Genomic DNA, 12,838 nt, shown 5'->3' on the forward strand with positions numbered 1-12,838 from the left:
TTTGCACGGTCTGAGCCCCGGGATCGTGCGCATCGCACCGCAACCCGCTTCCCACACACCACAACCGGCCATTACCGGTGAAGGTTCGTGCTCTTCGGAATCGTTGGTCCAGCCGGCGGTGACCCGCTGCCTGCCATCGAGGCCCCTGACCGCCCGGTGAGACCCTTGACCGTCCGGTGAAGCCCTGGAGCGCCCGCAACGCCTGGCCCCACCCGGCGAAGACCCTGGGCGGCGATTGCGGCCGGTACGGCGTCGCTGGGCCCGGGTCCTGGTCAGACGCCACCTGTGGGCGCCCCCACGCGCGGCTGGCTCCGACATGTCGGACCGGCCGGTTAACGTGGCGCCCATGACATCCACTCGGCCGGCGGCCGGCAGTCGGGGGTCCGGCCGCGCGGCGGCGGGCTTCCGGTGCAGTGGCTGCGGGACGGAGTCCGTCCGCTGGGCCGGGCGCTGCCCGCGTTGCCAGGAGTGGGGGACCCTCGAGGCTCAGGCGCCGGCGCCGCGCCGCGCCGCGGGCCTTGGCAGCGTGGGGCAAGCGGCGGTGGCCACGGAGGTCACGGCACCGGCGCAGCCGGTGATGTCCGTCGACGTCACGGCCGCCCGCCGCCGGCGCACGGGTATCGACGAGCTGGACAGGGTGCTCGGCGGCGGTCTCGTCCCCGGCGCGGTGATCCTGCTCGCCGGGGAGCCGGGCGTCGGCAAGTCCACGCTGCTGCTGGAGGTGGCCGCCCGCAGCGCGGCCGGCGGGTCCCGGGCCCTGGTCGTCACCGGCGAGGAGTCCGCGGCCCAGGTACGGCTGCGAGCGGGGCGGACGGGCGCCCTCCACGAGGATCTGTGGATCGCCGCCGAGACGGATCTCGGTGCCGTGCTTCGCCACGTCGAGGAGGTCTCGCCGGCCCTGCTGGTGGTCGACTCGGTGCAGACGATTTCCGCGGCCGGGGTCGAGGGGGCGGCCGGCGGCGTCACCCAGGTGCGCGAGGTGACCGCCGCACTGATCCGCACGGCCAAGGCGCTCGGCCTCGCGACGATACTTGTCGGCCATGTGACAAAGGATGGCCTGGTGGCCGGGCCACGCCTGTTGGAACATCTGGTGGACGTGGTTCTGCATTTCGAGGGTGAGCGGCACTCCGCGCTTCGTCTCGTGCGAGCGGGCAAGAACCGGTATGGCCCCGCCGACGAGGTCGGCTGTTTCGAGATGGACGACTCCGGCATCCACGAGATTGCCGATCCCAGCGGGCTGTTCCTGTCCCGTTCGGGAGCGGGAAGTCTGGAGGCGGTGCCGGGAACGTGCGTCACCGTGACGGTGGAGGGCCGCCGGCCGCTCGTCGCGGAGGTACAGGCCCTCGTTGCCGAGACATCCGCCCAGGTGCCCCGGCGGGCGGTGTCCGGGCTGGATCCGGCCCGGGTGGCGATGATTCTCGCCGTGGTCGAGCGCCGGGCGAAGGTCCGGTTCGGTCGGGCCGACGTCTACGTCGCGACTGTCGGTGGCGTGCGTCTGGCCGAACCCGCGGCCGATCTGGCGACGGCGCTCGCGGTCGTGAGCGCGGCGCGGGACCGGCCACTGCCGGCCGATCTCGTGGCGGTCGGGGAGGTGGGGCTCGCCGGGGAGGTGCGCGCTGTGGGTGCGGTCCGCCAGCGGCTCGCCGCGGCGGCGCGGCTGGGATTCCGACAGGCGCTCGTACCCGTGGGTGCCGGGGCCGCCCCTGAGGGCATGAAAGTCACCGAGGTGCCCGATCTGATCGCTGCCATAACCCGAATGCATGAAGCGTAACCAGAAATATGTCGGTTTTGAGCAATTTCGTTACCCCGTGAAGAGCTGGACCGCCCCGACTCCGGTCGCCCCGATAGCATCGCGGCAGAGGTGGGAAACAGCGGGGAGCCGAGGAGCTGAGGGAGCCTGATGGCGGGACCACCCGGAGACGACATCTTCCGGACGACACTGGCCGCGGTCGCCCCCGGAACTCCATTCCGCGACGGCCTGGAGCGCATCCTTCGCGGGCATACCGGGGCGCTGATTGTGCTCGGCCATGACAAGGTCGTCGAGGGTTTGTGCACCGGCGGCTTCGAGCTCGACGTCGAGTTCTCGGCCACCCGACTGCGGGAGCTGGCCAAGATGGACGGCGCGATCGTGCTGTCCTCCGACCTGCAGCGCATCGTGCGCTCCGCGGTGCATCTGGTGCCGGACCCGACCGTGCCCACCGAGGAGTCCGGCACCCGCCACCGCACCGCGGAGCGGGTCGCCAAGCAGACCGAGTACCCCGTGATCTCAGTCAGTCAGTCGATGCACATCATCGCGCTCTACGTGGCCGGGCGGCGCTACGTGCTCGACGGTTCGGCCGCCATCCTGTCCCGGGCGAACCAGGCGCTGGCCACCCTGGAGCGTTACAAGCTCCGCCTCGACGAGGTCGCGGGCACCCTGTCCGCGCTGGAGATCGAGGATCTGGTCACAGTCCGGGACGCGATCTCGGTGAGTCAGCGGCTGGAGATGGTGCGCCGCATCGCCGACGAGATCGAGGGCTACGTCGTCGAGCTCGGCACCGACGGGCGGCTGCTGTCGCTGCAACTCGAGGAGCTGATGGCCGGCGTCGAGACCGAGCGCGAACTCACCGTGCGCGACTACCTGCCCGCCGGGTCGAAGGCGGGGCCGGCCGTACAGGTCCTCGCCGAGCTCTCGGCGATGTCACCGACCGACCTGCTCGACCTCACCGTGCTCGCCCGGGTGATCGGCTTCTCCGGCGGGGCGGACATCCTCGACCGGCAGATCAGCCCGCGCGGCTACCGCATGCTGGCCAAGGTGCCCAGGCTGCCGCGGATGGTGGTCGACCGGCTCGTCGACCACTTCGGCACGCTCCAGAAGCTGCTCGCCGCCGGGGTCGACGACCTGCAGACCGTCGACGGCGTCGGCGAGACCAGGGCCCGCGCCGTGCGTGAGGGCCTGTCACGGCTGGCCGAGTCGAGCATCCTGGAACGCTACGTCTGACCCGCCCCACACCCGCCACCGGCGGGCCTGGCACGATGGCTTGGATGACCACCGCACCGCGGACCGTGGCCGGTCCCCCGGCTCTGGCTGCGGGCCCGATCTCGGTCCAGGCGCCGGCCGGGCCGGAGACGCTCGGCGGGCTGGTGCTCGGCTGGTTCGCCGCCGCCGCCCGGGAGCTGCCCTGGCGGCGCCCCGGGACGACGCCGTGGGCGGTGCTGGTCAGCGAGGTCATGCTGCAGCAGACCCCGGTCGCCCGGGTGCTACCGGTCTGGGAGGCCTGGCTGGGCCGGTGGCCGACCCCGGCGGCGCTGGCCGCGCAGCCCGCCGGCGAGGCGGTGCGGGCCTGGGGCCGGCTGGGCTACCCCCGCCGGGCGCTAAGGCTGCACCAGGCCGCGACGGCCATCGTCGAGCGGCACGGCGGCGAGATCCCAGCGGACCTCGATGCACTGCTCGCCCTGCCCGGGATCGGGACCTACACGGCCCGCGCGGTCGCCGCGTTCGCCTTCCGCCAGCGCCACCCGGTCGTCGACGTGAACGTGCGCCGGCTGTTCGCCCGCGCCGTGGAGGGCCGGGCCGACCCGCCGGCCACCGTCAGCCGCCGCGACCTGGCCGCCGTCGCCGAGCTGCTGCCGGCCGACCCCGAGACGGCCGCCATGACCAGCGCCGCGTTGATGGAGCTCGGGGCGCTGGTGTGCGTGGCCCGTACCCCCCGCTGCGCCGCCTGCCCGCTGCTGCACCGCTGCGCCTGGGTGGAGGCGGGCAGCCCGGCCGGGACTGGCCCTGCTCGCCGGCCCCAGGGCTACGCCGGCACCGACCGCCAGGTCCGCGGCCGGCTGCTGGCCGTCCTGCGCGACGCCGAGCAGGTGGTCGGCCAGGAGCTGCTCGACCAGGTCTGGGACGACCCGGTCCAGCGGGACCGCGCGCTGGCCGGGCTGATCGACGACGGCCTGATCGTCCGCGTCGCCCCCGGCGTCTACGCCCTCCCAGCCTGACCCGTCGCGAGGTCCATTTCAGGTGAGATCGGGCGCGGCGCGGAACCGGTAGCCGACCCCGCGGATACTCTCGATGATCGTCGGTTCACCGGCGGCCTCGCCGAGGCGGCGGCGCAGCCGGCGCACGTGCACCGCGAGGGTGTTGGTCTCGGTCTGCGCCGAGCCCCAGACCTCCCGCAGCAGGGTCTCCCGCGGGACGACCCGCCCCGCCTGCTCCAGCAGCAGCGCGAGTAGCCGGAACTCCCGCGGCGGGACCGACACGATCGCGCCGTCGAAGCGGACCTCGTGGGCCGCCCGGTCCAGCAGCACCAGCCCGCCGCGCAGGACGTCGTCCCCGGCTGGCCGGGGCTGGTGCGCGCCGGGTCGCGCCGTCCCGATCACACCGACCATCGCGAGCACCTCCGGCACCCGGTACGGTTTGCCCACGCAGGCGCTCGCGCCCGCGTCCAGGCCGGCCGCGGCGGCCGGCCGGTCGTCGGGACCGACCGCGAGCAGGATCGGCACATCATCGTGGCCGGGGACGCTGCGCACCGTCCGCACGACGGTGACCCCGTCGACGACCGGCAGCCGGGCGCTGATCAGCAGGGCGGTGGGGTGCTGGAGACCGATCTCCAGCAGGGCCCGCGCGCCGTCGGCCACCACGCTCACCTCGACCCCGCCGCCGGCGATGGCGTCGAGCATCCCGTCGTCGACCTCGGAGTCGGCGATCAGCAGCGAGGGCTGACCAGCCGACCTGATCTGCGCCGCGGCCGTCAGCCGAACCGCCCGGAGACGTAGTCCTCGGTCCGCTTCTCCGTCGGGTTGGTGAAGATCTTCGAGGTCTTGTCGAACTCGACGAGGCGGCCGGGGTCTCCGGTCTTCTCCAGCGAGAAGAACGCGGTGGCGTCACTGACCCGGGAGGCCTGCTGCATGTTGTGGGTGACGATGACGATCGTGAAGCTCGACTTCAGCTTCGTGATCAGGTCCTCGATGGCCAGGGTGGAGATCGGGTCAAGCGCCGAGCAGGGCTCGTCCATGAGCAGCACCTGGGGCTCGACGGCGATCGCCCGCGCGATGCACAGCCGCTGCTGTTGGCCGCCGGACAGGCCGGCTCCGGGCCGGCCGAGCCGGTCCTTGACCTCCTCCCAGAGGTTCGCCCCGCGCAGCGACTCCTCCACCCGCTCGTCGAGCAGCGCCTTCTTTCGCACCCCGTTGAGCTTCAGGCCGGCGATCACGTTCTCGTAGATGGACATGGTGGGGAACGGGTTCGGCCGCTGGAAGACCATCCCCACGGTGCGGCGGACGTTCACCGGATCCGTGCCGGCCCCGTAGAGGTCCTCGCCGTCGAGCAGCACCTTCCCCTCGACGCGGGCGCCGGGAAGCACCTCGTGCATCCGGTTGAGGGTGCGCAGCACCGTCGACTTTCCGCACCCGGACGGCCCGATGAATGCGGTGACGTTCTTCGGCTCGATGGTCAGGTTCACGTCGGCTACGGCCTTGAACTTGCCGTAGTACGCCGTCAACCCGGTTACGTCGATGCGGGTGGCCATGGCAACCTCGACTCACGATCTGTCTGGACGCTGTTCGATGCTCGGACGGGAACAGGGGGCGGTACGGGAACGAGGACGGTACGGGCCGGCGACGTCGGCGGCAGCGCCACCGGCCCGGGTCTGGGTCATTTCAACCGGTTACGTCCGGCGAACAACCGGGCGGCGAGGTTCAGCACCATGATGATGATGATCAGCACCAGGGCGGCCGCCCACGCCCGGTCGACCGCGAACTTCTGCGGCTGGCCGGCCTGGGAGTAGATGTACAGCGGCAGGGACGACTGCTCGCCCGAGAACGGGTTCGAGTTGATGAGGTTCGTCCCGAAGACGGTAAGCAGCACCGGGGCGGTCTCGCCCGCCACTCGGGCCACCGCGAGCATGACGCCGGTCACGATCCCGGGCAGCGCGGTGGGCACGACCACCCGCAGGATGGTCCGCCACTGGGGCACGCCGAGCGCGTACCCGGCCTCGCGCAGCTCGTTGGGAACCAGCTTGAGCATCTCCTCGGCGGAGCGCACGACCGTCGGGATCATCAGCACGGCCAGCGCGAGCGCGCCCGCGAACCCGGAGAAGCCCTGGTCGAGGGCGAGCACCCAGAACGCCAGGACGAACAGACCCGCGATGATCGATGGCAGGCCGGTGAGCACGTCGACGAAGAAGCTGATCACCCGGCTGATCCGGCCGCGGCCGTACTCCACCAGGTAGATCGCTACCAGCAGGCCGAACGGCACCGCCAGCACGCTGGCGAGCAGGACCTGCTCCACCGTGCCGATGATGGCGTGGTAGATGCCGCCGCCCACGTCCCGGGCGCCGATGCCGTTCATCGAATGGGTGAAGAAGCCGGCGTCGAGCCGACCGGCCCCCTTGCTGATCACGCTGACCAGCACCGCGACCAACGGGATCAAGGCGAGCAGGAACGCGGTGTAGACGAGCGTCGTCGCGAACCGGTCCCGCGCCCGGCGCCCGCCCTCGACGACCGTCGAGACGACGGTCGTCGCGACCACGAATCCGAGCGCGGCCATCAGCACGATCTGGATCTCGCTGTCGACCGGCGTGAGCAGGTAGATCAGCAGGGACACGACCACCGCGCCGGCCGCGCCGGCGAGCGGCGCCCAGCGCGGTAGGGTCCGCCCGCGCAGGCGTAGGTGGTCTGGGTCACTGTCGATGTCCGGTCCGGACACGGTCGCGGTGCTCATGCGGAGCTCCCGGAGAACTCGCGGCGGCGCGCGACGATGGCCCGCGCGATGATGTTCACGATCATCGCGACGATGAACAGCACCAGGCCGGAGGCTATGAGCGCGCCGCGGCCGATGTCGTTGGCCTCGCCCCAGCCGTTCGCCACGTTCGCGGCGATCGTGTTGCCGGCGGGCGAGAGGAGGTGCGCGGAGATGTTGAACGAGGCGGGCAGGACCAGCGCGACCGCGATCGTCTCGCCCATCGCCCGGCCGAGGCCCAGCATCGACGCGCTGATCACCCCGGGCTTGCCGTAGGGCAGCACCGCGGTCCTGATCATCTCCCACCGGGTCGCGCCGAGGGCCAGGGCCGCCTCGCGGTGCGCGATCGGCACCTGGAGGAAGACCTCACGGGACAGGGCTGCGACGATCGGCAGGATCATGATTGCCAGAACCACGGAGGCGACGAAGAGCGAACGCCCCACCGAGTCGCCGCTGAACAGCGGGATCCAGCCGAAGTAGTCGTTCAGCCAGAGCTGGATGCCCTTCATGTGCGGCGCGAGGACGATCAGGCCCCACAGGCCGTAGACGACGCTCGGCACGGCGGCGAGCAGGTCGACGATGTAGCCGAGGACGGACGAGAGCTGCCGGGGCGCGTACACGGTGATGAACAGCGCGATCCCGACCGCCACCGGCACCGCGATGACCATCGCGACCGCCGCCGAGACGACCGTGCCGTACAGCGTCGCGGCCACCCCGAACTTCGGCGGGGTGGCGTTGGGGAACCACTCCTCGGTGGTGAGGAAGTCCCCGGTGTTGGCGCTGAGGGCGTGGGTGGCGCGCAGCACCAGGAAGATGGCGATCACGGCGATCAGCGCCAGCAGCCCGAGGCCGGCCGTGCGGGTGAGATTCTTGAAGACCAGGTCAGCCGTCCCGACCCTGGATCTGCCCGCGGATGCAACCGCGGGCCTGTCAGCCGGCGGTGGGTCTTCCGGCGGGGCCGTCGCCGTGGCGGCCCCCCGCTGCTCGGCGGCGTCCGCCGAGCGGTCCGGCTCCGTCGTCATGATCTTCTCCTTGGTACCCGAGCGGGGCTTGGCGATCAAGATCCCGGACTCGGCACGCGCGGCGGGACGCGGGTGCCGCGGCCGCCGTACATCGATGAATCCACGGTGGGTCGTTCGCCCCACCGTGGGCACCGGCCGGGGCGGCCGTGGTAGTAGTTGCGGGTCAGGCCAGCGTGGCGACGACCGCGCGGACCTTCGTCGCGACCGCGTCCGGCAGCGGCGCGTAGCCAAGGTCGCCGATCGAGGACTGAGCGGCCTGCGAGGCGGTGTAGGTCAGGAAGGACTTGACCAGCGCGGCCTGGTCTGCCGAGAGGCCCTTGGTGCAGGCGATCTCGTAGGTGACCAGGTAGACCGGGTAGGCGCCCTTCGTCGCGGTGGCGTAGTCGAAAGTCAGCTTCAGGTCGTCACCGTCGGCGATCTTGGCGGTGCTCAGGCCCAGGGAGGCACCGTCCGTACTCGGCGCGACGTACTCGCCAGCGGCGTTCTTGACCTTGACGGTCGACAGCCCGGCGTTCTCCGCGTAGGACAGCTCGGCGTACCCGATCGAGTTCTCGGTGGACTTCACCGTCGAGGTGACGCCGTCGCTACCCTTGGCGCCCTGACCGCCGGGGGCCTTCCAGTCCGAACCGGAGTCGAACGTCCAGTCCGCGCCGCCCGCACCCTTGAGGAACTTGGTGAAGTTGTCCGTCGTGCCGGAACCGTCGGAACGGTGCACCGACGCGATCGTGGCGTCCGGCAGCGAGGCGCCACTGTTCTCGGCCTTGATCGCCGGGTCGTTCCACTTGGTGATCTTGCCGGCGAAGATCTTCGCCAGGGTCTGAGTGGACAGCTGCAGGCCGTCGACGCCGGACAGGTTGTACATCAGCGCCACCGGGCCGACGGCCATCGGCAGGTCGGCCGCGGCACCGCCGGTGCAGCGCGCGTCCGCGTCGGTCTTCTGCTGGTCCTTCAGCGCGGAGTCCGAACCGACGAAGGCGACCTGCTTGCTGATGAACTGCTGGCGACCAGTCGAGGAGCCCGTCGACTGGTAGTTGATCGTCGCGCCGGAGCACGCGTTCTGGTAGGCCTTGACCCACTCGTCGATCGCGTTCTTCTGCGCGGACGAGCCGGAGCCCGTGATGGACCCCTTCGCGCACGAGATCGCGTTCGCCGAACTTGGCGGTGCCGCGTTCCCGCCGCCGGAGTCGTTGTTGTCGTCAGTTCCGCACGCCGCCACGGTGAGCAGTGCCACCATCACGGCCCCGACGGCGGCCTGACGCTTGCCTCGGATCACAAGCAACCCTTCGTCCTCGCGCCGTTCACGGCGCCGAATGTCGTCCGCCCCCCGGACTGGGGTGCCAGCGAGAATCGAAGCGATCCGGAGTGAACGAAGGATGAACAAGCGCATACGCCAACCCGTCACCAACCGGAACACATCCATGTCGGACGATTTATGGCCTGTTGACCAGACCGGACGCCACCTCCACGGAACGCAGTGTGCTGAACTATAAGCGCTCCGTAATTGACGGACGGCGGGCCCACAGTTCGACACCGCGCATCGACACCGCGCAGATCTGCGCCCACCGCGAGGGTGCCGCGGGTCGCTCGGGCGGCGGCCCGCGGCCCGCGATTGTCCGCCGGCAGGAGCCATTCAGCAGCCGGCCGCGCCCGACCGGTGCCCCGACCGGGGGCCGCCATCGGGGGCCGCGAGCCACCCTTTACACCCGCGAACATCGGGACAAGTAAAGGACAAGAGGACGTGGAAGTGGGGACGACCGACGGCCCGCCCGCAACCATGGTGCGGCCGCTCACGCGTCGTCGGGTCGGCCGGCCCGACGCCCGAATTCGGGCCTTGCAACGTCATCGAACGACATCGAGCCACTCGGGAAACTTGCGCCACTGACACCGATTGTTCATCGGTGCGCGTCATACCCGACCGAGCCCATTGCGCCCGGCGACGCAGTGGGACGGAGCCGGCGAAGCGGCCATCCCGCACGCGACGCTACGCAGATGATCATGACTTGCGCCCTCAGTCACCGGACGTCCGCTCTGCCCGGAGATCGCCGGTGGCGTTCCGCCCGCTCCTGTGCTTTGCTTACAAGCAACATCGATGTTGCTGAAAGCATACCGTATACGCCCGACAGTCCCACTACAGGGAACGATTTCGCATGACAGTAGCAATAAGAAACATCAAAGTTACTTAGTGAAGTTATCCCGGCTCGGGAAAAGCCCGACGCCCGCCAGGCCGGTGCTGGCCACACGCGCACGCATCGGACCGACACGCATACAGGAGGACGGCCAGAAGATGAACACCGTCGACAACGACGATCTCCTGCCGAAGCCCCGGCCGATCACCGGCGGACGGCCCGGTTCCCTCGCCGAAGTGGTCACCGTCCACGACGGCCTGACGATCCGGCACGAGCTGGTCCTGGCGCCAGGAGCCACCGCAACCGACCTGACGACCGCCATGATCCTCGTCCCGCCCACGACCTGCCTGGTCAGCCATCACGGCGACGTCGACGTCTCGCTGGTGTTCCAGGAGGTCACCCGACCCTTTCCCGGCGGCGAGGAGGGGCGGGCCGAGCCCGGCGCCGGCTCACTGCCGCAGAGACGAGGTCTGTATCACCGCTGACCCGCCCGCCCCGATGGCCCCGATGGCGCCGCGCAAGCAATATCGTGGCGGGGTGGCTGTACTCACCCCCCGCGCGACCGACTTCCCCCGCTGGTACCAGGACGTGCTCGCGAAGGCCGAGCTGGCCGAGAACGGCCCCGTCCGCGGGACCATGGTCATACGACCGTATGGCTACGCGATCTGGGAACGCATGCAGGCGGACGTGGACGCCCGGATCAAGGCCGCGGGCGCAGTCAACGCCTACTTCCCGCTGTTCATCCCGGAGAGCTACCTGCGCCGGGAGGCCGAGCACATCGAGGGCTTCAGCCCCGAGCTGGCCGTGGTCACCATCGGCGGCGGCAAGGAGCTGGAGGAGCCGGTGGTCGTGCGGCCGACCAGCGAGACCATCATCGGCGAGTACCTGGCCAAGTGGACGCAGAGCTACCGCGACCTGCCGCTGCTGCTCAACCAGTGGGCCAACGTGGTCCGCTGGGAGCTGCGTCCCCGGCTGTTCCTGCGCAGCAGCGAGTTCCTCTGGCAGGAGGGGCACACCGCGCATGTCGACGAGGCCGACGCCGCCGCCTACGCCCGCCGGATCGCGCTGGAGGTCTACCGCGACTTCCTCACCGACGTGCTCGCCATCCCGGTGTTCATCGGGGTGAAGACCCGCAGGGAGCGCTTCGCCGGCGCCACGAACACCATGACCTGCGAGGGCATGATGGGCGACGGCAAGGCCCTGCAGATGGCGACCAGCCACGAGCTGGGACAGAACTTCGCCCACGCCTTCGACATCGACTTCGTCGGCGCTGACGGCGCCCAGCACCTCGCCTGGACGACGTCCTGGGGCAGCTCGACCCGAATGGTCGGCGGCCTGATCATGGCGCACGGCGACGACAACGGCCTGCGCATACCGCCCCGGCTCGCGCCGACCCAGGTCGTGGTGCTGCCGGTGCGCGACGACGAGACCGTCGTCGCGAAGGCCCGCGAGATCGGCGCGGCGCTCACCGACGCCGGCCTGCGGGTGCAGGTCGACGCCCGCCCGGGGCTCTCCTTCGGCCGCCGGGTCACCGACGCCGAGATCAAGGGCATCCCGGTGCGGGTCGAGGTCGGCCCGCGCGACCTGGCTGCCGGAAACGTCACCCTGGTCCGCCGGGACACCTCGGTGAAGACGCCGGTGCCACTCGCGGAGGCGGCCGGGCGGGTCCCGGCGCTGCTCGACGAGGTGCAGGCCGGCCTGCTCGCCGAGGCCCTGACCCTGCGCGAGAGCCGGACTGCGGACGTCACCACGGTCGCGGACGCCGCGCAGGCGGCGCAGACCGGCTTCGCCCGGATCCCGTGGCGCCTCGTCGGCGAGGAGGGCGAGGCGCTCCTCGCCGAGGAGGCCCTGACCGTCCGCTGCCTGCAGACGCCCGACGGCGAGATCCCGGCGGCCGGCGTCGACCCCGACGACCTGGTCTGCCTGATCGCCCGCTCCTACTGACCACCGGGTGACACAGGGGCGTTAGCCGAAACGGGTTATCCCGCTTTGCGGCCCTTCGACTCGTTTGCTAACGTCACCAATGTCCGAACTGCCCGAAATCGTCAAATCGCCCTGATGTAATTCCGTCTTTCGCGCACGCAGAACAGGTAGCATGCTCCGACAAGACGAATTCGAGCAGCTTATCGCCCGGAAACTGGGTCTCGCCGACTCCGTCATCGGCGGCGGCAGCCGGCTCCACGAGGACCTTGGGCTGGATTCCTTCCGGCTCCTGGAACTCTGCCTTTACGTGATTGAGCTGGGCGTCGACCTCTCCGAGGCGAACTGGCTGGAAATCGAGACGGTCGGCGAGCTCTACAGCCGCTACCGTGCCGGCCCACCCGCCGCAGCCACCCCCCAGCCGCGGGGCGCGGCTGGCACGGGGGGCGCGGTACCGGCCGTGGCCGGCACCGCGACCGCGACCGCCGATGCGCTCACGCCGCCGCCGCCGCGGTTCGCCGGGCGGTTCCTGCGGCTGATGCCGGTACTGCCGGCGTCGACGCCGTTCCTCTACGAGCTCGCGGTGACCCCGGAGATCGGCTTCCGCTGGCGCTACCGGGGCTCGGTGCCGTCGTACCCGCAGTTCGAGCAGGAGCTGTGGCAGGGCGTGCTGACCCAGTTCCTGATCGAGTCGATCGAGACGGCTCGGCCGGTCGGCCATGCGATCTGCTACAACCCGGAGTTCACCCTGGGGTACGCCTACGTGGGCGCGGCGATCTCGGCCGACTACACCGGTTCGGGTCTGGCCGTCGAGGCACTGGACCTGTTCGTGCGTTACATCTTCGACATCTGGCCTTTCCGGAAGCTGTATTTCGAGGTGCCGGAGTTCAACTATCCGCAGTTCGCGGGGGCGGACCGGAAGAACTCGCCCGGCGGGGCGCTCGAAATCGAGGGACGGCTGCGCAAGCACGATTTCTATCACGGCCGTTACTGGGACCGTCTCATTCTCGCCGTCTATCGGGACAGTGCGGACGGCGACGCCCGATAACGGGATCGTC

11 protein-coding genes are annotated in these 12,838 nt (G+C 70.6%); 6 read left to right on the forward strand and 5 right to left on the reverse strand.

The annotated features are described in order from the left end of the window. Positions 1-316: 316 nt before the first annotated feature. The 3 genes from radA to G6R25_RS00095 all read left to right on the forward strand — a co-directional run bounded on the left by radA (position 317) and on the right by G6R25_RS00095 (position 3,972). Positions 317-1,771: a DNA repair protein RadA gene (radA, locus tag G6R25_RS00085; protein ID WP_163551170.1), complete on the forward strand. Its 1,455-nt coding sequence runs from the start codon at positions 317-319 to the stop codon at positions 1,769-1,771. 129 nt (positions 1,772-1,900) lie between these two features. Beyond that, on the forward strand, positions 1,901-2,980 hold the full coding sequence (gene disA, locus G6R25_RS00090; RefSeq protein ID WP_163551171.1) for a DNA integrity scanning diadenylate cyclase DisA: 1,080 nt from the start codon (positions 1,901-1,903) through the stop codon (positions 2,978-2,980). A gap of 35 nt (positions 2,981-3,015) precedes the next feature. Then, entirely contained in the window at positions 3,016-3,972 is a 957-nt protein-coding gene (locus G6R25_RS00095) for an HhH-GPD family protein (protein WP_163551172.1), read from the forward strand. 18 nt (positions 3,973-3,990) lie between these two features. Here G6R25_RS00095 and G6R25_RS00100 read toward each other — a convergent pair whose 3' ends face one another. From G6R25_RS00100 to pstS, 5 genes are all read right to left on the reverse strand, one after another. Continuing rightward, on the reverse strand, positions 3,991-4,653 hold the full coding sequence (locus tag G6R25_RS00100; protein WP_419469282.1) for a winged helix-turn-helix transcriptional regulator: 663 nt from the start codon (positions 4,651-4,653) through the stop codon (positions 3,991-3,993). A 71-nt stretch (positions 4,654-4,724) separates the two neighbouring features. Beyond that, positions 4,725-5,501, reverse strand: coding sequence for a phosphate ABC transporter ATP-binding protein PstB (gene pstB, locus G6R25_RS00105; RefSeq protein WP_136446343.1), 777 nt, complete (start codon positions 5,499-5,501; stop codon positions 4,725-4,727). Between the two features lie 125 nt (positions 5,502-5,626). Further along, a complete protein-coding gene (gene pstA / locus G6R25_RS00110; RefSeq protein ID WP_163551173.1) occupies positions 5,627-6,694 on the reverse strand; it encodes a phosphate ABC transporter permease PstA in 1,068 nt (355 codons plus the stop codon). Beyond that, entirely contained in the window at positions 6,691-7,734 is a 1,044-nt protein-coding gene (pstC, locus tag G6R25_RS00115) for a phosphate ABC transporter permease subunit PstC (protein ID WP_163551174.1), read from the reverse strand. Before pstC ends, pstA begins: the two co-directional genes overlap by 4 nt. Before the next feature lie 163 nt (positions 7,735-7,897). Further along, positions 7,898-8,968 (reverse strand): phosphate ABC transporter substrate-binding protein PstS, encoded by a 1,071-nt coding sequence (gene pstS / locus G6R25_RS00120; RefSeq protein ID WP_163551213.1) that lies wholly within the window; start codon positions 8,966-8,968, stop codon positions 7,898-7,900. Positions 8,969-10,018: 1,050 nt separating this feature from the next. Between pstS and G6R25_RS00125 the strand changes: the two genes are divergently transcribed. The 3 genes from G6R25_RS00125 to G6R25_RS00135 all read left to right on the forward strand — a co-directional run bounded on the left by G6R25_RS00125 (position 10,019) and on the right by G6R25_RS00135 (position 12,828). Next, positions 10,019-10,345, forward strand: a complete 327-nt coding sequence (locus G6R25_RS00125) for a hypothetical protein (protein ID WP_163551175.1) — start codon at positions 10,019-10,021, stop codon at positions 10,343-10,345. Between the two features lie 52 nt (positions 10,346-10,397). Further along, the gene (gene proS, locus G6R25_RS00130; RefSeq protein WP_163551214.1) at positions 10,398-11,804 is read left to right on the forward strand and encodes a proline--tRNA ligase; all 1,407 of its coding nucleotides are present in this window, start codon (positions 10,398-10,400) and stop codon (positions 11,802-11,804) included. 151 nt (positions 11,805-11,955) lie between these two features. Next, positions 11,956-12,828, forward strand: a complete 873-nt coding sequence (locus G6R25_RS00135) for a phosphopantetheine-binding protein (RefSeq protein ID WP_136446348.1) — start codon at positions 11,956-11,958, stop codon at positions 12,826-12,828. Positions 12,829-12,838: the final 10 nt, after the last annotated feature.

It is taken from the genome of Candidatus Frankia alpina, assembly GCF_902806485.1.
Classification (GTDB): domain Bacteria; phylum Actinomycetota; class Actinomycetes; order Frankiales; family Frankiaceae; genus Frankia; species Frankia alpina.